Source organism: Pseudomonas sp. ESBL9, from assembly GCF_036668715.1.
Taxonomy (GTDB): Bacteria; Pseudomonadota; Gammaproteobacteria; order Pseudomonadales; family Pseudomonadaceae; genus Aquipseudomonas; species Aquipseudomonas lundensis.
On the sequence record NZ_JAZEVV010000001.1, the window covers coordinates 530,664 to 552,505 of the forward strand.

At 61.4% G+C, this 21,842-nt stretch carries 17 protein-coding genes; 4 read left to right on the forward strand and 13 right to left on the reverse strand.

The window, feature by feature from the left end; genetic code table 11:
* Positions 1 to 2 precede the first annotated feature (2 nt).
* From V6F78_RS02290 to V6F78_RS02335, 10 genes are all read right to left on the reverse strand, one after another.
* A complete protein-coding gene (locus tag V6F78_RS02290) occupies positions 3 to 767 on the reverse strand; it encodes a PIG-L deacetylase family protein (protein WP_070415108.1) in 765 nt (254 codons plus the stop codon).
* Entirely contained in the window at positions 764 to 1,765 is a 1,002-nt protein-coding gene (locus V6F78_RS02295; protein ID WP_332726551.1) for an acyl-CoA dehydrogenase family protein, read from the reverse strand. The genes V6F78_RS02290 and V6F78_RS02295 overlap by 4 nt, the downstream gene beginning before the upstream one ends.
* 2 nt (positions 1,766 to 1,767) lie before the next feature.
* Positions 1,768 to 3,933, reverse strand: a complete 2,166-nt coding sequence (gene glgX / locus V6F78_RS02300) for a glycogen debranching protein GlgX (RefSeq protein WP_094990828.1) — start codon at positions 3,931 to 3,933, stop codon at positions 1,768 to 1,770.
* Positions 3,934 to 4,053: 120 nt separating this feature from the next.
* Positions 4,054 to 4,302 (reverse strand): DUF2934 domain-containing protein, encoded by a 249-nt coding sequence (locus V6F78_RS02305; protein WP_047291329.1) that lies wholly within the window; start codon positions 4,300 to 4,302, stop codon positions 4,054 to 4,056.
* A 16-nt stretch (positions 4,303 to 4,318) separates the two neighbouring features.
* A complete protein-coding gene (locus V6F78_RS02310) occupies positions 4,319 to 7,087 on the reverse strand; it encodes a malto-oligosyltrehalose synthase (RefSeq protein WP_332726552.1) in 2,769 nt (922 codons plus the stop codon).
* On the reverse strand, positions 7,075 to 9,165 hold the full coding sequence (gene malQ / locus V6F78_RS02315) for a 4-alpha-glucanotransferase (protein WP_332726553.1): 2,091 nt from the start codon (positions 9,163 to 9,165) through the stop codon (positions 7,075 to 7,077). Before malQ ends, V6F78_RS02310 begins: the two co-directional genes overlap by 13 nt.
* Positions 9,158 to 10,969 carry a malto-oligosyltrehalose trehalohydrolase gene (gene treZ / locus V6F78_RS02320; RefSeq protein ID WP_332726554.1) on the reverse strand — a complete coding sequence of 604 codons (1,812 nt, stop codon included), beginning with the start codon at positions 10,967 to 10,969 and terminating at the stop codon, positions 9,158 to 9,160. Before treZ ends, malQ begins: the two co-directional genes overlap by 8 nt.
* A 16-nt stretch (positions 10,970 to 10,985) precedes the next feature.
* Positions 10,986 to 12,563 carry a glycogen synthase GlgA gene (gene glgA, locus V6F78_RS02325; protein WP_332726555.1) on the reverse strand — a complete coding sequence of 526 codons (1,578 nt, stop codon included), beginning with the start codon at positions 12,561 to 12,563 and terminating at the stop codon, positions 10,986 to 10,988.
* A gap of 621 nt (positions 12,564 to 13,184) precedes the next feature.
* Positions 13,185 to 13,631, reverse strand: coding sequence for a DUF411 domain-containing protein (locus V6F78_RS02330; RefSeq protein ID WP_332726556.1), 447 nt, complete (start codon positions 13,629 to 13,631; stop codon positions 13,185 to 13,187).
* A 146-nt stretch (positions 13,632 to 13,777) separates the two neighbouring features.
* Complete coding sequence (locus tag V6F78_RS02335; RefSeq protein WP_314398562.1) at positions 13,778 to 14,308, reverse strand: DUF4946 domain-containing protein; 531 nt, start codon at positions 14,306 to 14,308, stop codon at positions 13,778 to 13,780.
* Between the two features lie 228 nt (positions 14,309 to 14,536).
* Between V6F78_RS02335 and V6F78_RS02340 the strand changes: the two genes are divergently transcribed.
* A complete protein-coding gene (locus V6F78_RS02340; protein WP_095008320.1) occupies positions 14,537 to 15,826 on the forward strand; it encodes a serine/threonine transporter in 1,290 nt (429 codons plus the stop codon).
* 179 nt (positions 15,827 to 16,005) lie between these two features.
* Positions 16,006 to 16,998, forward strand: coding sequence for an ADP-glyceromanno-heptose 6-epimerase (gene rfaD / locus V6F78_RS02345; protein ID WP_094990821.1), 993 nt, complete (start codon positions 16,006 to 16,008; stop codon positions 16,996 to 16,998).
* A 76-nt stretch (positions 16,999 to 17,074) separates the two neighbouring features.
* Here the strand turns inward: rfaD and tal are convergent, their stop codons facing one another.
* The 3 genes from tal to ccoN form a co-directional block, all read right to left on the reverse strand.
* Positions 17,075 to 17,998: a transaldolase gene (gene tal, locus V6F78_RS02350; protein ID WP_332726557.1), complete on the reverse strand. Its 924-nt coding sequence runs from the start codon at positions 17,996 to 17,998 to the stop codon at positions 17,075 to 17,077.
* Between the two features lie 161 nt (positions 17,999 to 18,159).
* Complete coding sequence (locus tag V6F78_RS02355; protein WP_169859087.1) at positions 18,160 to 18,390, reverse strand: hypothetical protein; 231 nt, start codon at positions 18,388 to 18,390, stop codon at positions 18,160 to 18,162.
* A gap of 54 nt (positions 18,391 to 18,444) precedes the next feature.
* Entirely contained in the window at positions 18,445 to 19,872 is a 1,428-nt protein-coding gene (gene ccoN, locus V6F78_RS02360; protein ID WP_332726558.1) for a cytochrome-c oxidase, cbb3-type subunit I, read from the reverse strand.
* Positions 19,873 to 20,218: 346 nt separating this feature from the next.
* Here ccoN and V6F78_RS02365 point away from each other — a divergent pair, with 346 nt between their 5' ends.
* A complete protein-coding gene (locus tag V6F78_RS02365) occupies positions 20,219 to 20,887 on the forward strand; it encodes a DUF3313 domain-containing protein (protein ID WP_047274862.1) in 669 nt (222 codons plus the stop codon).
* Between the two features lie 274 nt (positions 20,888 to 21,161).
* Positions 21,162 to 21,662, forward strand: coding sequence for a thiol peroxidase (tpx, locus tag V6F78_RS02370; RefSeq protein ID WP_047291344.1), 501 nt, complete (start codon positions 21,162 to 21,164; stop codon positions 21,660 to 21,662).
* The last annotated feature ends 180 nt before the right edge of the window (positions 21,663 to 21,842 follow it).

Genomic DNA, 21,842 nt, shown 5'->3' on the forward strand with positions numbered 1-21,842 from the left:
GTTCATCCCTGTACAAAAACAACTTCATAGGGTTGCAGCAACCGTTCCAGCGCCAGTGCGCCGAGTACCGGCCCGGCACCGGTGCTCGGGTCTTCGTGGATCTGGCTGGTGAAGGCCTGCGCGGCATAGCGTTTGCGCGCCACCGCGTGGGCGCTGAGGTCGATGCGTCGTGCGCGTTCCCACGGCACGCGCGGGTCGTCGTCATGCGCCCAGTGCCAGGTCCAGATCGGCAGTTCATGCACGCAGGCGCCCACGTTGGCCGCCGCTTGGCGGCTGGCGCGGCCGACGGCGTCGTGATCGCAGTGGCCATCGCGGCACCACGTGCTGAACACCACATCGTCCGGTTCTAGGTGCTGTTCGATAAAGGCGGTGAGCAACGCTTCATCGGCCGCCACCTGGCTGTCAGCAAAACCGCCCCGGACCCAGTGCAGTTCAGTCACCGGCAGGCCCAGGCGGGTCAAGGCTTCTTCCGATTCGAGGGCGCGTTGGTACGCCAAATCGCACGCGGGCCATAAGCTGGAGCCGGGATGGCTGGCGGTGCCATCCGTGACCGAGATCAGCAACAGCGGGCGGTTGAGGGTGTTGATCAGTTGCAGCAGGCCGCCGGTGCCCAACACTTCGTCGTCCGGGTGCGGGGCGACGATGACCGCCCGCGAGCCTTGCGGCACCAGTTCGGTCACCTCCACCGACGGCAAATTGGCCAGCCGTTGAGAGTCGCGCCAGTGTTGCAGCGGTGTGCCGCTGCCCACAATCAGGTTTTCTTTCATAGGGGCCAGTGCCTGCGAGGCGTTTGCGCGGCCCATTCGCCCAAGGCTTCCAGGTCGCGTTCAGCATGACTTTGGCGCAGGTAAACCGGCAGGTCGGCGCTCAGGCGGGCAAAGTGCGGGTCTTTGCAAAACGGCCCGGCCCCTAGTGCGCGGCCGACGTGGCGAAGCACCTGTTCGGCAACGTCTTCGACCTGCGCCCGGGTTTGCCGGGCCAGTGCCTGACAGTCGGCGGTGGGCGCTTCGTCCAGCTGCCCTGCGCACACGATAAGGGTGTTGCGTGCCCCGAACAGCGCAGCCTGCACCGCGCCCAAATGTGCCAGTGCATGGGGTTCGGCGCGTTGGGCAGCGTGTTGTTGCAGGGACTCGCCCAGCCGGTACGCCGCGCCATACCAGCACGCGGCAATGCCGACGGCGCCCTGCCAAAAGCCGGGGCGATGCAAATAGTCGCCGGGTTGCCCCACGCGGGTGCAGGGCACCTGCTCAAACAGAATGTCGACACTGGCCGTCGCCGCCATGCCCACGGCTTCCCAGCCTTCACTGGAAACGCTGACCCCCGGCTGTTGCATGTCGACCGCCACCAGTTGCTGGCCGCCTTGTTCATCCCAGACCGTGAGCAACCCGTGACTGACCACGCCCGCCCCCGAGCACCAGGCTTTACGCCCGCTGATTTGCCAGTGGCCGTTCACCTCGCGCAGGTGCACGCGGGCATTGGGCGGCTCGGCGGCCCACAGGCCCCACGTGCTGCCGGGAGGCACCGGCCGGGCGCCCAGTTCACGCAGCGTGGCCAGTGCATCGGTGTGGCCTTCGTACACTTTGCACAGCCCCAGGTCATGCCCGGCCACCAGCGCCAGTTGCTGCCAGCGTTGCAGGGTCAATCCGCTGCCGGGCAGGGGCAATTGATCCAGCCCGGCCTCGACCATGTGCCGCAAGCACTGCCCCAGTGCCTGCGGGGTGTTCAGGGGCGAGGCACAATCTTCGAGAAAATCATGCAGATTCATGGTCAGCCCGCGTCCTTGAGATGCTCCAGTTCGAACAGCACCACCGAACGGCCGTTAACGCCGTAAGTGCTGCCGAACGCCAGGGTGTGCGGGCGTTTGAAGTCCGGGTCGATGGTGTCGAACTTGCAGATCCAGCCTGTGCCTTCAGGCACGTGGGGCAAAATGAAGTCCACGCCGTCATGCTGGGCGTTGAACGCGATCAGCAAGGTGGCATCGGCGCCTGAGCGCTGGACCCCGGACACCTGCGCCCGGCCGTCGAGCAGCATGCCGAAACTGCGGCTTTGCGGGTCTTCCCACTGTTCGATGGACATTTCATTGCCATCCGGGGCCAGCCACGTGACGTCCTTGACCCCTAGCTCCTCGTTGTAATGCCCCACCAGAAAGCGGCTACGGCGCAGGATCGGGTAGCTGTTGCGCAGTTTGATCAGGCGCTTGACGAACTTGAGCAACGACTTGCCGTCTTCGTCCAGGTCCCAGTTGATCCAGCCGATTTCGCTGTCCTGACAGTAGGCGTTGTTATTGCCGTGCTGGGTCCGGGCAAATTCATCCCCGGCGACGATCATCGGTGTGCCTTGGGCCAGCAGCAGGGTGGCAAAGAAGTTGCGCATCTGGCGCAGGCGCAGGGCATTGATTTCGGGGTCGTCGGTCGGCCCTTCGACGCCGTGGTTCCATGACAGGTTGTTGTTGCTGCCGTCCTGGTTGTTTTCGTCGTTGGCTTCGTTGTGCTTGTCGTTGTAGGACACCAGGTCGTGCAACGTGAAGCCATCGTGGGCGGTGATGAAGTTGACCGAGGAATAAGGCCGCCGTCCGCGCTGGTTGTACAGCTCGCCGGAGGCGGTCATGCGTGCCGCGAAGTCGGCCAGTTGCCCGTCATCGCCTTTCCAGAAGGCCCGCACGGTGTCGCGAAAGCGGTCGTTCCACTCGGCCCAGCCCGGCGGGAAGCCCCCGACTTGGTAGCCACCGGGGCCGCAGTCCCAGGGTTCTGCGATCATTTTCACTTGCCGCAGCAACGGGTCCTGACGGCAGGCCACGAGGAAACTGTGCCGCTCGTTAAAACCGTCGTGGTAGCGGCCCAGAATCGTGGCCAGGTCAAAGCGGAACCCGTCGACATGCATCTCATGGGCCCAATAGCGCAGCGAGTCGGTGACCATTTGCAGCACGCACGGGTGGCTCAGGTCTAACGTGTTGCCGGTGCCGGAATCGTTGATGTAGTAGCGCTTGTCGTCTGGCATCAGGCGGTAGTACGACGCGTTGTCGATGCCGCGCATGGACAGGGTCGGGCCTTGCTCGTTGCCCTCGGCAGTGTGGTTGTAGACCACGTCCAGAATCACTTCGAGCCCGGCCTCGTGCAGGTGCGCGACCATTTCCTTGAATTCGGCGATCTTACCGCTGGCCAGGTAGCGTGGGTCCGGGGCGAAGAACGCAATGCTGTTGTAGCCCCAGTAGTTGGTCATGCCCTTTTGCAGCAGGTGCTGGTCGTTGACGAACGCATGCACCGGCAGCAGCTCGACGCTGGTGACCCCGAGTTTGCGAATGTGCTCGATCACCTCGTCCACCATCAACCCGGCAAAGGTGCCGCGCACGGCGTCCGGCACATCGGGGTGGCGCATGCTGATGCCGCGCACGTGGGTTTCATAAAAGATGGTTTTGTCCCACGGCACGATCAGGCGGTGGTCGTGGCCCCAGGTATGGGCCGGGTCGATGACTTTGCATTTGGGCACGAACGGCGCGCTGTCGCGTTCATCGAAGCTCAAATCGCCGTCCGGGTGGCCGATGGTGTAGCCGAACAGGGCTTCTGACCACTTGAGTTCGCCCACCAATTGTTTGGCGTAGGGGTCGATCAGCAATTTGTTGTGGTTGAAGCGATGACCGTTTTGTGGGTCATACGGGCCGTAGACCCGGTAGCCGTAGATCTGGCCGGGGTGCGCATCGGGCAAATAGCCGTGGTAGGTCTCGTCGGTGTACTCGGGCAGTTCGATGCGTTCGAGTTCCACTTCACCGGTTTCATCAAACAGGCACAGCTCGACCTTGGTGGCGTTGGCCGAAAAAATCGCGAAGTTAACACCTAGCCCGTCCCATGTGGCGCCGAGCGGGAAGGGCAGGCCCTCCCTGAGGCGTGAGGGTTCAACGTCCGGTGTAACGGGTGGGGCTGACTTGCGCTTGGTCATGGTGACTCCTGGCTGTATCGAGGGCTTCACAAACGGCAGGCAAAGCGTGGCCGTCAGGCATTACGGTCCTGTTAAAAACGGGGTGCGGTGCGGTGCGTCAGGGCGTGGCGCACCGGGCAGTCAAGAAGCGGGTTTGCGCGGTGCGCGCGGTTTTTTCGCCGCGGGCGCTTTGGCCGCCGGTTTCACACTGGCGGCCGGTGCGGCCTTGGACTTGGCTTTGCTGGCGGCGGCCTTTTTGGGGGCCAGCGCTTCGGCCTGGGCCAGCGTAACGGCCATTTCCCAGTGACGTGCTTCCTGACCTTCGGGTTTGCCTTCGGATTCCCAGATCTGGTAGGCAAATTCACGAATGCGTTTATCGTCGTTATTCATCGCAAAGCTCCTGGAATCAAGTGGTGATCATGAGGTTGACGGGGAACGAACCGAGAGCGTCGCTGACCCTTATTGCCTTATTGTTAGTGACTACGGGGTGCGCAAATAATCCATTTAATTTGTGCTCAGTTCCGTCGAACGGTAATTCGAGGCGGGTATCTGCCCATTCACGTGGATTAATCAACGGCAAAGCGCTGTTTTGCAGCAGTGGGGCACTCAAACGAGGGGCCACCACCACGACCCATTGCCCCTGCCACTCACGCGCAAACGCCAGCACCCGATCGGCATGGGGGCCGGTCACGTGCAACGGCTGATAACGCCCACGTGCAAACAACACCGGGTGCTCAGCGCGCATGGCCAGGGTGCGGGCGATCACGGCCTGTTTGATCGCACCGCTGCGCCAGTCATCGAGCAGCGCAGGCGCAGGCGCGTGGATGTCCAGCTGTTGCTGGCGCAAGGCGAAGTCCACGGGGCGGCGGTTGTCGGGGTCGACCAGGCTGAAGTCCCAGAACTCGGTGCCTTGATAGAGGTCCGGCACGCCCGGCGTGGTCAGTTTGAGCACGCATTGCACCAAGCTGTTCAGGGCGCCAGCCGGAGCCAACTGTTCACTGAAGGCATGAATCTCGGCGCGCAGGGCGGCGCCTTGGGGATGTAATAGCAGCTGTTCAATGAAGGCCTGAACCGCTTGCTCGTAAGCCTCGTTGGGCGCGGCCCATTGGGTGTCGAGTTTGGCCTCGCGCAGGGCCTTGAGCTGCCATTGCCACACCCGTTCGTTGTAGTGCGCCAAGCCGTGCGGGTCATCGGGTGATAGTGTCAGTGGCCAGGTCGACAGCAGAATCTGGTAGAGCAGCAACTCATCGCCCGCCGATGGCCCTTCGCGGTGGCCGCGCAGGGTGCTGGCCATCGGGCGCCAGCGCGCGATGCACCGGGCGTAGTCGGCGCTCTTTTCGCTGATCACCGCCAGCCGTGCGCGGCAGTCTTCGCCGCGCTTGTGGTCGTGGGTGGCCGTGGCCAACAGAGTGTCGGGAAAGTGCAGCAGGCGCTCGGCACAGGTCTGGTGAAAGACCTGCGCCGGTGCGCTGAAGCGTTCGGCATCAAAGCCCACATCGTTACGCGAGAGCAGCGCCCCATAGCGGTAGAACGCGGTGTCTTCCACCGCCTTGGCAGCGGTGGGTGAGGTGAGTTGTTGAAAACGCACGCAGGCGCGTTTGAGCAATTTGCGCGAGCGCCCGTAAGGCCGGGTGCGCCAGTTATCGCCCCCCAACCAACGTTGCAAGGACTCCAGCACCGGCCAGTCGGCTTCGCTCAGGTCATTGCGGGCGCCCTCCATGGCGCGGCCAAACACCTCGTCATCGGCCGCACTACGCCCGGCGGCGTTGATGTAGGTGCGGTACACGCTGAAATGCACCACCAGCGCTTGCAACGCACGGGTAATGGCGCCCAGCGTCAGGTCGCGGGTCATCAGGTCGTCACGGGCCACGTCACGCAGGGCCAGGGCGACGCGGTCGCAATCGCCCGCCAGCGAACCGTTGAGGATCTGTTGCCGGGCCAGCAGCGCCTGCTCGCGAAAGTCGCCGGGGCGTTCGCTGTGCTCGGCCCAAAGGCTGGCCAGCGGCGCGGCGCCTGCGGGGTCGTGTTGCAACAGCGAGACCTGGTCCATGAACTCGTAGCCGGTGGTGCCGTCAACGTGCCAGTCATCGGGCAGGGATTCTTCGGCTCCCAAGATTTTTTCGACATAGATTGGCAAATGGCGGTCGGGTGCGAGGGCATCCACGCGGCGTCTTAACTTGCGGCAGTAGCCACGGGGATCGGCCAGACCGTCCACGTGGTCGATGCGCAAACCGTCCACCAGCCCGTCGCGGATCAGGTCGAAGATCTTCTGATGGGTGGCCTCAAAAACGCGGGGCCGCTCGACCCGCAGCCCGGCCAGTTCGTTGACATCGAAAAACCGCCGCCAGTTGATGTCGTCGGCAGCCGTGCGCCAACTGGCCAGCCGATAAGACTGACGTTCGAGCAGGGCATGCAGGCGTTCCAGGCCGCTGGGGTGGCGCGCATCGAAACACGTCAGTTGCTGTTCAATGGCGGCCAGCACCTCAGGTCGGGCACTGAGCGCGGCCAGCTCCGCATGCAGCGGCGCCGTGCGCTCCCGTGGGTGGGGCAGCGGGTGCAGCGCGGTAAATCGTTCGCCAAGAAATTGCAGGTCGGGCTGGCCGCTGATGTGCAGCAAGAAGCCATAATCCAGCGGGCAAATCGGGAAGTGGTGATGGCCGTGCTCGGTGTAGAAGCGGCCCTGCTGCGCGTCGTAACGCAAGGGCAGTTCCCCGGCTTTTAACGTGGCGCCGTAGTCGTTACCCAAAAAGGGCAGCAGCAATTGCCCTTCGAGCAAGGGGTCGGGGGAATGCCACTGGATGTCGAAAAACTCCGCGTAGGGGCTGGCGCGCCCCCAGGCCAGCAGGTCCAGCCACCACGGGTTGTCAGCACCGCCCACCGCCATGTGATTGGACACCACATCGAGGATCAGCCCCATGTCATGGGCGCGCAGCTCGGCCACCAGCCGCCGCAGCGCGGCTTCACCACCGAGCGCCGGGCTGACGCGGGTCGGATCGACCACGTCGTAGCCGTGCATCGACCCGTCCCGCGCCGTCAGCAACGGTGAAGCGTAGAGGTGGCTGATGCCCATGCGCGCAAAATACGGCACTTGCCGGCGCGCATCGTCCAGGGTGAAACCTGCGTGAAATTGCAGGCGCTGGGTGGCGCGCAGAATCGGTGTGCTCAATGTGTGCATTCATCACGCTCCTGCGCCTGCAGGCGCGCACAGGCCAGCAGCTCAAGGCGGCGGGCGACCTGGGGAAGGTCGAGCAAGGCAGCACACTCGACCGGCAGGCGTCGTCGCCAGTTGGGGTGAGTGCCCACAGTACCCGGCAGGTTGGCTTGCTCCAGCACGCCCAGCGCATCCTCGACAGGCAGCAACACCAGAGGCGCATGGGTGTGGCCCAAAAAGCGCGCGCTGGCGTTGAGCACCTGATCGGCGCCGGTGGCTTCTTCCTGAAAATTCTGCGGATCGAGGCTCAGCGCGTGATGCAGACCGTTGCGCTCGTGGGCACGGTTGTCGCGCCAATGGTCTTCGGTGTCGGCGTCCACCAGCCCCAGTTGTGCGTTCCAGTCGATGTCCCGTTCATGCCACCAGCCATTGAGGGTCGGCAGATCATGGGTGCTGGTGGTAGCCAGTGCCGTGTCCGGCCATTCCAGCACTGGCCTGAAGTGGGCGCCGTAATCTTGTTCAAACAACAGGATGCGCATGCCGAGGATGGCGCGTTCGCTGAGCTTGTCGCGCAAGCCTTCAGGCACCGTGCCCAAGTCTTCACCGAGGACAATCGCGCGATGGCGCAATGACTCCAAGGCCAGCAGGCGCAGCAGGTCTTCAACCGGGTAATACAAATAGGCACCGTCTGCCGGGGTTGCCCCCAGAGGAATCACCCACAGCCGTTGCAAGCCCATGACGTGGTCGATGCGCAGGCCACCCGCGTGGGCGAAGTTGGCCCGCAGCATTTCGATGAACGCACGAAAGCCGTTGCGCTTGAGGCCGTCCGGTGAGAATGCCGAAATGCCCCAGCCCTGACCCTGGCGGTTAAGCAGGTCGGGCGGGGCGCCCACGGTGAGTTGCGACAGCAGTTCGTCCTGTCGGCACCAGGCCTGACTGCCGGCGCCATCTGCCCCGACGGCCAGGTCAGCGATCAGGCCAACGGCCATGCCGCTGTCGCGCGCCGCTTTGTGGGTCTTGGCCAGGCAGCGTGCGACCAGCCATTGGCAAAACGCGTAAAAGCCGATGTCGTGGCGGTGTTCTTCAGCAAACAGCAACAGGGCAGGGCTGTTGGGGTCGCGCCACTGTTCGGGCCACTCGCGCCAGTCCTGGCTCAGTTGCTCGCTGCGCCGCTGAACCTGCAAGGCTTCGAAGCGGCAGTGGTTTTCCAGTGATTCGCCGCCGCTGTCGCAAAAGGCGTTGAAATCCTCTCGCAGCGGCTGCTCGCCCACCACGAAGTCTTCGTAGAGTGCGCGCAGCAAGGTTTGCCGGGCACGTGTGGCGGCGGGCCAGTCGATCAGCGGCAGGTGTTCCAGGCGCTGCCATTCTTCGCGTAGGCCGCTGTCATCAATGGCCTGCTGCACCACGCTGTCGCCCAGCACGCTGGCCGGGGCGGCATAGAGATAGTTGAGGAACAAACGGCTGGAGGGTGAATACGGGCTGTAGCGGTCGGGGTCGCAACTGAACATGGCGTGCATCGGGCTGATGGCCAGTGCGTCAGCCCCCCGTTCCCCGGCGGCCTTGGCGAAGGTTTCCAGCGCCTGGGTGTCGCCCAGTCCACCGTCGCCCGGTCGTGCCAGGCTGTACAGCTGCGTGCTCAAGCCCCAAGTGCGTGGCGTGTCGCTGTCCGTCGCATCTGCGATGCTGTAACAGCGTGCGGGGGCGACGGCCAGCGTGAAGTGTTGTTCCCCGATTTGCGCCCGGTGATAGCCCACCGGGATCATGCCCGGCAGGTAGGCGTCGGCGTCCAGCTCAATATCCAGCGAGCCGCCGGTTTCGAGGTGAACCACGCATTGGCTGTGCGGGTGGAAGTAGCGTGTCAGGTCCAGGCTGCGGCCCACGTCGGCGGTCAGCAGGGGCGGCAGGCGCTTGTTTTGCTGTTCCAGTTGCAGGTTGAGCAGGCTGGTTTCGATGGCTTCGTCGCTGTCGGCGGGCAAGCCCAACCCGGCCAGCACTGCCCGCAGCACAGGGGGTGAAACCCGCTGCGGGGTGCCGTTGGCATCTACCCAGTCCACGGCCAGTCCGGCACGGCTCGCCAGTATTTCCAGTTGCGCGTCACTCATGGGCGCTCTCCATCAAGGGCGAAAGGGTCGGTGGCGGCACCAGACTGACCAGTGCGCTGTAAGGCACCAGCCGCTGATGCTGTTGCACGTCGAGGGTCATATCGGGTGGGGTCTGGAACAGGACCGGTTGGTCAAGTGGCGCCACAAAAGGCACGCTCTGCCCGCTCAGGTTCACGGTGATGTGCAGCACACTGGCATCGCCCAGACGCCAACTGGCGGTGACGGCGCCTTCGGCCAGCACTTTGCTGCCCAAGGCCTGCGAACCTTCAAGGCGCGGCACGATCTGTTGCTGGCGCAGTGCTAACAGGTGCTGGTACAGCGTGAGCATCTCGCGGCGCGGACCACGCTCCGGTACCCGAAAATCCGGGCGCGAGCGGGCAAAGGTTTCAGGGGCGTTCGGGTCGGCCACCGTCGAATGCGCGTCAGGCGAGGCGAAGGTGCTGAACTCGGCAAATTCCTTGCGTCGGCCTTCACGCACGGCGTCGGCCAGTTCGCCGCTGTAATCGGTGAAAAACAGAAACGGCTCGGGCGCCGCGCTTTCATCCCCCATAAAGAACAAGGGGATCATCGGCGACAACAGCAGCAAGACGGTGGCGGCCCGCAAGGCCTGGGGGGCACACAAATGGTGCAAACGCTCGCCCGCTGCACGATTACCGATCTGATCGTGGTTCTGCAGGAACAGCACAAACGCGCTGGGCGGCAGATGACCGCTGGGTTCACCGCGCGCTACCCCGTGTCGGTTGTCTTCGCCCTGGAACACAAAACCCTGGCTCAGGCAGCGCGCCAGTTTTTGCGTCGGGTTGTCGGCGAACTCCGCGTAATAGGCGTCTGTTTCGCCGGTCAGCAACACATGCAAGGTGTTATGGCCGTCATCATTCCATTGCGCGTCAAAGGATTTTTCCAGCAGGCCCGCCTGATTCAACTCGTTTTCCAGGGTCAGCCACACATGGCGGTCCGGCGCGGTGTGGCGCCGTACCTGATGGGCTAACTGATGCAAGAACGCCGGGTCGTCAATGGCGTGTACGGCATCCAGGCGCAAACCGTCGAAGCGGTACTCCAACAACCACATCAAGGCATTGTCGATGAAGAAGTCGCGCACCGGCGGGCGTTGATAATCGATCGCGGCGCCCCACGGGGTGTGGCTGTCTTTACGAAAAAAGGGGCTGGCATAGCGCGACAGGTAATTACCTTCCGGCCCGAAGTGGTTGTAGACCACGTCCAGCATCACCATCAACCCCAGGCCATGGGCGTCGTCGATCAATTGCTTGAGGTCTTGCGGCGAGCCGTAGCTGTCGTGGGGCGCATACAGCAGGGCACCGTCATAGCCCCAGTTGCGTTGGCCCTGACATTGGGCCAACGGCATCAACTCGATGGCGGTCACCCCCATCTCAGCCAGCCGGGGCAGGTGCCGGGCCACATTGGCATAGCCGCCCATGGCGCCGACGTGAACCTCATAAATCACCGCTTCCTGCCACGGGCGGCCTTTCCAGTGAGGATGGCGCCAGTGATAGTCCCGGGGGTCGACCACCACGCTCCAGCCTGCGAGCCCGCCGTCCTGCGCCCGTGACGCCGGATCGGGCACCTCGAGTTCGCCGTCAATGTTGAAGCGATAACGGGTGCCGGCCGGGCACGGGATTTCCAGTGCAAACCAGCCATCGGCTTGCGGAATGAGGGGCAGGGAGCGGCCGTCGGGCAGCTCCAGGCTCACGTAAAAGGCATCGGGCGCCCACAAAGTGAAGCGCGTGTGATGCGCGTCCAGTCGCTGAGCACCATGGGAGCCGTGTTCCACGGTTTTTAAAGGCATCGGTACACGCCTCAGGTCAGGGTTTGCCGGCTCTGCTCAGGGATTTGACCACCAGTTGTTCATAAAGATGGGCGTAGGGTTCCACGGCCTGACACCAGTTGAAGGGGGCCGACATGGCGCGGCAGCGCATGGCGTTCAGCAGGTCGGGGAAGGCGAAAACCTTGAAAGCGCGGCTTAATGCCTGCTCGTAGCTGTCCACGGTGGATTCGTTAAACAGAAAGCCGGTGATGCCATCTTCAATGGTGTCGGCCAGCCCGCCGGTGTTGCGCGCCACAGGCAATGAACCATAGCGTTGCGCGTACATTTGGCTCAGGCCGCAGGGTTCATAGCGCGAAGGCATCAACAGGAAGTCACTGCCAGCGAACATGCGTCGGGCGTCGGTTTCATTGAAGCCGATGCGCACGCCGATCTGGCCGGGGAAGCGCAAGGCCAGCTCGCGCATGGCTTGCTCTTCTTCAGGCTCGCCACGGCCAATGAGTGCGATTTGCCCACCGTTGGCCACGATGTAGGCGGCCACGCCTTGCGTGAGGTCCAGGCCTTTTTGGTACACCAGTCGCGAGACCACGGCAAACAGCGGGCCTTTGGACGGGGCCAGGCCAAACAGGCTGCGCACGTGATCGGCGTTGGTGGCCTTGCCTTGCCATTCACCGAGAGAGAACGGTGCTATCAGGTGCGGGTCGCTGGAGGCTTCCCAACTTTCATCGATGCCATTCGGGATGCCGCTGAGCAGGCCTTGCTGGGTCTTGCTGTGCAAAAAGCCGTCCAACCCGCAGCCAAAGGCCGGTGTGGTGATCTCTTGCGCGTAGGTGGCGCTTACGGTGGTGATGTGGCTTGAATAGGCCATACCCGCCTTGAGAAATGACAACTTGCCGTAGAACTCCATGCCTTCCTGTTGCAGGGCGTGGTACGGGATGCCCAGTTCCGGGCAGCAAGCAAGGCTGACCACGCCCTGATAGGCGAGGTTGTGAATGGTGAACAGCGTCGGCGTGCGCTGGCCGCGCCAGTGCATGTACGCCGGGGCCAGACCTGCAGGCCAGTCGTGGGCATGCACCAGGTCGGGCTGCCAGTGAATTTGCGCCAGATTGGCGGCGATATCGGCCGCCGCCAGCCCTAACCGGGCAAAGCGGATGTGGTTGTCGGGCCAGTCGCGGCCATTGTTGGCGCCGTAGGGCGTGCCTTCGCGCTCATACAGCTCGGGGCAGATCAATACGTAGATCACCAGCCCGTCCTTAAGGTCCATGCGCCCGATCTTGCACGGTGGCAGCGCGGCATGGCCGCCCAGTTCGCCGATCACGTGGATCGGGTTGTCGCTGTTCATCACCTGCGGATAACCCGGAATCAACACACGGACATCGTGCAAGTGGCGCATGGCGCGTGGCAACGCCGCTGAAACATCCCCCAAACCGCCGGTTTTAACAAGATCGGCCAGCTCGGAGGTCACAAACAGGACTTTCTTTTTATTCGGATTGATCGGGAGCGCTTCTGCGATCGGTACGGCTACTTTGCCAGCCGGTGTCCGGGTGGCACCGGCTATCACCTCATTGACCAGCGTATTCAGGCAATTCTGTGGGTTTGTCGCAGCAGCACTGATCATGGTGTTCTCCCGTTGTATTTATTGATCTGCCCCGACCCCTGGTCGGGTTCTTACTCACTTCCTGTGGGCAGGCACAACACTGCTTGGGTTATCGCGTGGTAATGCGCAAAGGGTGAGGAGGGCGTTGCAAGGATTGAACCAAGAATCGACGACCCTGCTGTTAAGCTGACCCGGTGCAATTGCAGAAGGTTCGTTTTTTTTAGTGTTAAACATCCGAGGGATTTACGAAGCCATGAGTGTAGGAGAGAAGCCGGATTACGGACTTCTAAGTCATGGATAATGCGTAAGAAATTTATCTCCAATTGCGTCAGATCAATCTTCTTTGGTGGCGCGCGTGTCTTCGGGCAAACCTGTAGGCGCGAGGCAGCCGGATTAGAAGCCGTGTGCTCGTGGTTTTTTCACGTAGATGGCAGTAGATCGATGCAGAACTCAATCGTATCGCGCGATATGAGCTTATCGACTGCCGATAGGTGTAGTTCTACCAAGGAACGCGGGGGAGGGCCAACCGGGGGTTAGAACGATTTGGAATGAATCAGAACCCGGTGTTTTAAAGCCGACGGTTCGCCAGCCCGCCGTGACTGGCTTAATGCCTTGAAGCGCACGCGGGCTGGCTTTTCGGGGTCAGTTACCGGGGTACTCGGCAACGACCACATCTCGACCTTCTTGGGTCAGGCCGATCACCTGATAGGCGTCTTTGCGATCGCCCATCTCCATGCCGGGAGAGCCGATCGGCATGCCGGGAACGGCAATCCCTTTCAAGTCGTCGCGCCGGGTCAAGGCAACCACCTGGTCGGCGGGCACGTGGCCTTCGACGAATTTGCCGTTAATCACACCGGTGTGGCACGAGGCCAGTCGGGGCTGAACGCCGAGGCGCTGCTTGACGCTGCTCATGTCGGCTTCGACATGGTAATTGACCTTGAAGCCGTTCGCCTGCAGATGAGAAATCCAGGTTTTGCAGCAGCCGCAATTGGCATCGCGGTGAACATCAATGGTCAGGGGTTCGGCGGCGTGGGCCATGCCGCTCAGTAACAGGGCCGAGAGTGCGGCAACGCGCAGTGGGGTTTTCATTGAGGTCCTCTTCAGCTTAAAAGGCGCAGATGCAGCCTTGAGAAAATGTCAGCCTGACCGACACCTGCTGTCAGTCAACTGATGGCTGGATGACAGTTTTGTCAGGTTGGGGAGGGTTGCCAGGGATTCAAGGTGCCAGGCGTCGTTTATTGATTGAACCGCAGGCTGCCGCGAATCCCTTGCACTTGTGGTTCGGTGGCTTTGTAGCCCTCGGCGGGGCCTGCGTAAGACAGCGCGTAGGCGTGCGCCTCGCGGGTCGCGGCCACCAGCGTCTGGGTGATGACGTGGTTGCCGTTCTGGGTGATTTTGCAGGTGGTTTCGAGTGCCTTGAGGCCGCCCAGCGTGCTCGGGTGGATCTTGTTGCAGGCGCTTTGGTAACCGCCCTTGGCGAAGTTTTGCTGCAGGGTTTTACGCATTTGCAGCAAAACGGCCTCCATGTTGACCTGGTGCTCGGGCGCCAAGGTGGTCTGGGTCAGTTCCATCACCATCAGCGGGTCGCCGTTGGCGTCGTTCTTCACGGCGCGCTGGCGCTGGCCGTTGTCGTCCGGTGCGGGCGGCACGTCTTGAACCTCCCAGCCGGCGGGCCAGGTGATGTGCGTTGCGTCGGCCAGGGCGGCAGGCACAGTGAGGGCGCAGATGAGTCCGATCAGCGCTGTGCAGCGGTGCGAGACAGTCATGGGAGGACAGGCCTTATGGGCGTAGGTTGAGTCAGCGGAGTGTATCAATAGGTGTCTGTAGATGGCTTTGGCCTAGCAAATGTTTTTTACCTTTGCTCAGCTAAACCTTTGCTTCTTATGTCTAATCCCGGACAATCGCGCCCTTCTTATGGCTGGGGCGTTGTCTGTAAGGTGTGTTTTGTCCGCCCCGGCCGCGTGGTAACGACCGGCTAGCGGAGATTCGACCGGATGAATGACCAGGCTAATAGCGTCGACGATTGTTTCGACGAGACACCCGCGACGCTCACTCGCTGGAACCGCCAAGACACCACCTGGATGCTGGGCCTGTTCGGCACAGCGATTGGCGCAGGCACACTGTTTTTACCGATCAACGCCGGGCTGGGCGGTTTCTGGCCGTTGTTGATTCTGGCGTTGCTCGCGTTCCCGATGACCTTTTACGCCCACCGGGGCCTGACCCGTTTTGTCCTCTCCGGGCGCGAAGGTTCTGACATCACGGACGTGGTCGAGGAACACTTCGGTCTCAAGGCCGGTGCAGTGATTACGCTGCTGTACTTCCTGGCCATCTTCCCGATTTTGCTCATCTACAGCGTGGCGCTGACCAACACGGTCGGCAGTTTCATGCTCAACCAACTGTCGATCACGCCGCCTCCCCGGGCGATTCTGTCGCTGGTGCTGATCCTCGGGCTGCTGGTGGTGGTACGTTGCGGCGAGCAAGTGATCGTCAAGGCCATGAGCATGATGGTTTACCCGTTCATCGTGGCGCTGCTGTTTTTGGCGGTGTTCCTGATCCCGCACTGGAACGGCGGCATTCTCACCACGGCCAGCACACTGCCGCAGCCTTCGGCGTTTCTGCATACGCTGTGGCTGGCGATTCCGGTGATGGTGTTTTCGTTTAACCATTCCCCGATCATCTCGGCCTTTGCCGTCGACCAGAAACGCCGCTATGGCGAGAACGCCGATGAGCGCAGCTCGCAGATCCTGTCCCGTGCGCACCTGCTGATGGTGGTCATGGTGCTGTTCTTTGTCTTTAGCTGCGTGCTGACCCTGACCCCGGCGCAACTGGCCGAAGCCAAGGCGCAAAACCTGTCGATCCTGTCGTACCTGGCCAACCATTTCAGCAACCCGACCATCGCGTTCGCTGCGCCGCTGATTGCCTTCGTGGCCATTGCCAAGTCGTTCCTCGGGCATTACATCGGGGCCAGCGAAGGCTTGAAAGGCCTGGTGCTGAAAACCGGCAAGCGTCCGGCAGCCAAAAGCCTGGACCGCATGACCGCCGCCTTCATGCTGATCGTGTGCTGGGCCGTGGCGACCCTTAACCCGAGCATCCTGGGCATGATCGAAAACATGGGCGGGCCGGTGATCGCGGCCATCCTGTTCCTGATGCCGATGTATGCCATCCGTCGTGTGCCAGCGATGCGCCGGTATGCGGGCACGATCTCCAACGTGTTCGTCACCGTGATCGGGCTGGTGGCCATCTCCTCGGTGGTCTATTCCCTGGCGCAAACCTTTCTCGCCTGAGTGGCGCTGTTGTCACTGCGCACGCGCGCAGTGACACCCCTTGAGCACCGCGACGGCGCCTTCAGCGCGCCGTCGATCCCTTTGGGTCTGCGCGCTTGAAAAAGCCTTGACCCGCATCAATGTCGGACCTGCAAACACGCCTAGGCTGAAACCATTCATGCATCGGCAGGAGGTCCTGAATGAGCATCATCGTGACCGGGGCTGCGGGTTTTATCGGCAGCAACCTGGTGAAGGCGCTCAATGATCGCGGCGAGCGCGACATCATTGCGGTGGACGACCTGACTGACGGCGATAAATGCCGCAATCTGGCCGACTGTGATATTGCGGATTACTTCGACAAACGTGACTTCGTGCAGCGGTTTGCGGATCGCCAGTTGGGCGATATCCGTGCGGTTTTGCATCAGGGCGCTTGTTCCAGCACCGTGGAACGTGACGGTCGCTTCATGATGGAGAACAACTACCGCTACAGCTGCGCGTTATTGCAGGCCTGTCAGGACCAGTCGATCCCGCTGATTTACGCCTCGTCGGCGGCGGTCTATGGCGCCCATCGGGATTTTCGCGAGGTGCGCGAGTGCGAGCGGCCGCTCAACGTGTATGCCTGGTCCAAAAGCCTGTTTGATCAGAAAGTGCGCCAGTTACTGCCCAGGGCGCGCAGTCAGGTGGTGGGCTTGCGGTACTTCAATGTGTACGGCCTGCGCGAACAGCACAAAGGGCGCATGGCGTCGATGGTCTGGCATTGCTTCAACCAGTACCGCGAGCGGGGCTACGTCGAGTTGTTTGGCGAATATGGCGACTACCCGGCGGGCGGGCATCTGCGCGACTTTGTGTCGGTCGAGGATGTGGTCAATGTCAATCTTCACTGGCTGGACAACCCCCACGTCAGCGGTATTTTCAACGTCGGCAGCGGGCGGCCGAGGGCGTTTAATGCGTTGGCGCTGGCCACCATCAATGAAGTGCGGGCGGCAGAAGGCCGTCCACCGCTGACCTTGGAGACCGCGTTACTGGAAGGGGTGATTCATTACGTTGAGTTTCCGGACAGCTTGAAGGGCAAATATCAGGTGTATACCTGTGCCGATCTGACTCAACTGCGTGAGGCAGGCTATCGGGCGCCGATGCTGGGGCTGGAGGAGGGCGTGAGCCGGTACGTCAGGGGGTTGCTGGAGCGCTGTTGAGTCGTTGAGCGCGCAGCTTGGCAGCGACTGCCTGATCGGATCGTCGCTGCCGCCGGATGGGATAGATGTCGGCGGGTTACTTGACCGACAACAAGGCTTCCAGTTTTTCCTGATCGCGGGCGAACTGACGAATGCCCTCGGCCAGTTTCTCGGTGGCCATGGCGTCTTCGTTGGAGGCCCAGCGGAACTGCGCTTCGTTGAGGATCAGGCGCGGCTCGCCGGCATTTCCCGGGCTCAGTTTGCGTTCCAGCGGGCCGTCTTCCTGCACGAGTTTTTCGATCAGGTCGGGGCTGATGGTCAGGCGGTCGCAGCCCGCCAATTGCTCGATCTGGTTGAGGTTGCGGAAGCTCGCGCCCATGACCACGGTCTTGTAGTCATTGGCTTTGTAGTAGTTGTAGATGCGGGTTACCGATTGCACGCCCGGATCTTCGGCGCCGGTGTAGTCGATGCCGGTGGATTTTTTGTACCAGTCGTAAATGCGGCCCACGAACGGGGAGATCAGAAACACCCCCGCGTCGGCACAGGCGGCGGCCTGGGCAAACGAGAACAGCAGGGTCAGGTTGGTTTGAATGCCTGCCTTCTCCAGTTTCTCGGCGGCGCGGATCCCTTCCCAGGTCGATGCCAGCTTGATCAGCACGCGGTCACGGTCCACGCCTGCTTTGTCATACAGCTCGATCAACTGGTTGGCTTTTTGCAGCAAGGCCGGTTCGTCAAACGACAGGCGGGCATCGACTTCTGTCGAGATGCGCCCCGGAATCACTTTCAAGATACCGCTACCCACAGACACCGCGAAGTGATCGCAGGCCAGGCCGACATCGCCCTTGGCGTGGTTGATGGCGTTTTGCAAAAGTTCGGCATAGCCCGGCATAGCGGCCGCTTTGAGCAGGAGCGACGGGTTGGTGGTGGCGTCGACGGGTTTGAGGCGGGTAATCGCGTCGAGGTCGCCGGTGTCTGCGACCACGGTGGTGAACTGCTTGAGTTGTTCCAGCTTGGAAGTCATGGGCGTGCTCTGTCCGAAAAAGTGTAATGGCTGTACAGATTGAGTGCGTCGTCGATCAAAAGTTCGCAAAACATCAGGTCTGGCAGAATGCCGCCGATGACCCGGGTTATGCAACCAATGTCTGCGCTCAAGCGCCTTTACAGGTGTTCGCAACCCGCGTTTTAGAGCTTCAGGGTGCCCCAGCCGGGTGGGCGCACGGCTTCGTCGCTGACCTGTACCGCCTCAATCGTCTTGCCCGTGGCTTGTTCGACCCGGCGCGCCACCTCGGGGTCGTCCGCGAACGGGATCAGACTGGCGTCATCGATATCGCGCTCGGTCTGATGCTTGAGGCACCAGCTGATTGAGAAGTAGAAGCTGGTCACAGCCAGCATGTTCAGGGCTATTTCTATCATGGTCACGGCTCCGTGCCCGTGGCGGCGCACACCCGCAGGTGTGCGCCGCGCAGGTCAGGCGATTTGCGCCGAGAGTTCGGCTTTTTTGAAGTCAGGGACGCGAACGGTGCGCCACACGTTGTAAGCCATCAGCAACATGCCCGTCAGGAAGAATATTCCGCCCACCAAGCGCACCACGAAGCCCGGGTGGCTGGCTTGCAGCGACTCCACAAAGGAGTAGGTCAAGGTGCCGTCATCGTTGATCGCCCGCCACATCAGGCCCTGGGTAATGCCGTTGACCCACATCGAGGCGATGTACAGCACGGTGCCGATCGTGGCCAGCCAGAAGTGCAGGTTGATCAGCGCCACGCTGTGCATCCGCTCACGGCCATAGAGTTTAGGGATCATGTGATAGACCGCGCCAAAGGTGATCATCGCCACCCAGCCCAGCGCCCCGGCGTGTACGTGGCCGATGGTCCAGTCAGTGTAGTGAGACAGGGCGTTGACAGTCTTGATCGCCATCATCGGACCTTCAAAGGTCGACATGCCGTAGAACGCCAGTGACAGCACCAGAAAGCGCAGGATCGGGTCGGTGCGCAACTTATGCCAGGCGCCCGACAGGGTCATCATGCCGTTGATCATGCCGCCCCAGCTCGGCGCCAGCAGAATGATCGACATGGCCATGCCCAGCGACTGGGCCCAGTCGGGCAGGGCGGTGTAGTGCAAGTGGTGCGGGCCGGCCCAGATGTACAGCGTAATCAGTGCCCAGAAATGCACGATAGACAGGCGATACGAGTAGATCGGACGTCCGACTTGTTTCGGAACGAAGTAGTACATCATTCCGAGGAACCCGGTGGTCAGGAAGAAGCCCACGGCGTTATGCCCGTACCACCACTGCACCATGGCGTCTGTGGCGCCGGCGTACACGGGGTAGGACTTGAACCAGTCCACGGGAATGGCCAGGTGGTTGACCACGTGCAGCATGGCAATCACCAGAATGAAGGCGCCAAAGAACCAGTTGCCGACATAAATGTGCTTGGTCTTGCGCTGCACCACCGTGGTGAAGAACACGATGGCGTAGGCCACCCACACCACCGTCATCCACACCGCACCGGTGAACTCGATCTCGGCGTATTCCTTGGTCGTGGTGTAACCCAGCGGCAGGGTGACCAGCATGATCACGATCACCGACTGCCAGCCCCAGAACGTGAAGGCCGCGAGTTTGTCGCTGAACAGCCGCACCTGACAGGTGCGCTGCACGGCGTAGTAACTGGCGGCAAACTGCGCGCTGCCGGCAAAGCCGAAAATCACCAGGCTGGTGTGCAGCGGTCGCAAGCGGCCGAAGGTGGTCCAGGGCAGGTCGAGGTTCATGGCGGGCCAGGCCAGTTGAGAGGCGATCCATACGCCCATGGCCATGCCGATGACGCCCCACACCACGGTCATGATGGTGAACTGGCGGACGACCTTATAGTTATAGGCCTGCCCGTTTAGTGCTGTGCTCATGCTCAAGTCTTCCACGGTTCAAAGTCCTGCCAGACCACGTGGTCTGGCGCAAGGTGAACTGTAGGAACCCACTGCAGAACAAAACAGATCCAGAAAAAGTTAAATACTACGGATCAGATTAAAAGGCGTTTTATTGGGCTTGGGTGTGTATCTGATCTGCTTTTTAGGCGTCATAAGCTGTTCATGCTGCCTCTGCGCCGTATTGACGCAGGCCTCTCATGACGATTTTTCGAAGGCAGATTCCCCCCCGGCATTAAAAGCGTGCAAATGAACGACGCTTTTCCATGGCTTGGCTATACCTAAAACACCGTACGCATGCGGTGGCGCTTTCTACAGGAGTTTGACAATGAAGTTTGGCTTAATGATCGGTACGCTGTGCCTGGCCTCGATCGGGCTGGTCGGTTGTTCAAGCAATGTCACGCAGCCGGATGAGTATTCCGGTTTTTTGAAAGACTACAGCCGGCTCAAGGAAGCCAAATCGCCTTCGGGTGCGGACGTGATGCGTTGGGTTGATCCCCAGTTGAAGGCTGGCCAGTACACCGCCGTGTACATCGAGCCGAGCCAGTTCTACCCGGCCCCCAAGCCCACCGCCAAAATCCCGCAAAGCACACTCACGGCCATCACCCATTACTACGATCAGGCCCTCAAGCGTGAATTGGGCAAATCGTTGCCTCTGGCCAGCGCCCCCGGTCCGGGTGTGATCGTGGTACGCCCGGCGATCACGGCGGTCAGCAGCCAGACGCAAAGCCTCAAGCCGTATGAATACATTCCGGTGGCGTTGGTGGCTGCGGCAGTGAGCACGGCCTCGGGTATTCGCGATCAGGAAACCGACCTGGCCACCGAGGCTGTCTTCATCGACGGCGGCTCGCAAAAGGTCGTGGCGCAGGTGGTGCGCAAAGGCACCGGCAAACCGCTGGAAAACGACAGTCAGGTGATGAAGGCCGACGACGTGAAAAACGTCATTGATGGCTGGGCTTCGGACTTGCACCAGTCGTATTTGAAACTCAAAAAGTAACGAAGCCTCGATGCTTGGGGCATTGAAGCAATGCCCCAACACGCTCGCAGCCGATAGGCACTTGGCCTGTGGCCTCCCGCATTGGCAGTACGTGTGCGCGACGCGCGCTCAGGGCGTGCGATATGCACCTGACCTGTAGGGATTGTTCAACGATTTATCTAGAATCGTCTTTTTGTGATGGGCCGCATGAGATTTTGCAAGTGGGGCATAGGTCGATGGAATGTTTCGTGTTTAACTTCGGCCTCTTCAAAAACCGTCAAGAAGGACATCGTTCATGGCTCAAGTGACGCTTAAAGGCAATCCTGTTCAAGTTAACGGCGAGCTGCCAGCTGTAGGCTCCAAGGCACCTGCGTTCTCGCTGGTAGCGGGTGATTTGTCCGATGTAACGCTGGCAAGTTTTGCCGGCAAGCGCAAAGTGCTGAACATCTTCCCAAGCGTTGACACCCCGACCTGCGCCACGTCGGTGCGCACGTTCAACACCAAGGCCAATGAGATCGCCAATACGGTCGTGCTGTGCATCTCCGCTGACCTGCCATTTGCGCAGGCGCGTTTCTGCGGTGCAGAAGGCCTGGAAAACGTTAAAAACCTGTCGACCCTGCGTGGCGCAGAGTTCATTCAGAACTACGGTGTGGCCATTGCTGACGGCCCGCTCAAAGGCCTGACGGCCCGTGCCGTTGTGGTGCTGGACGAAAACGACAATGTGTTGCACAGCGAGCTGGTCAAAGAAATCGCTGATGAGCCGGACTACGAAGCAGCGCTGGCTGTTCTGAAGTAAGGTCACTCCTGCAACGCAAAACGGCCTGGCAGTCACTGTCAGGCCGTTTTTATTCAGTCCCTTCGCGTCGCTTTGGCCTGCAGAGCGCTAAATCGCTGCCCTGAACCCGCCCCAGACACCCCGCTTACGTAAATACCCGGTAAAGAACCTTTTCTTAACGGTCCACACTGCTTATCGTTC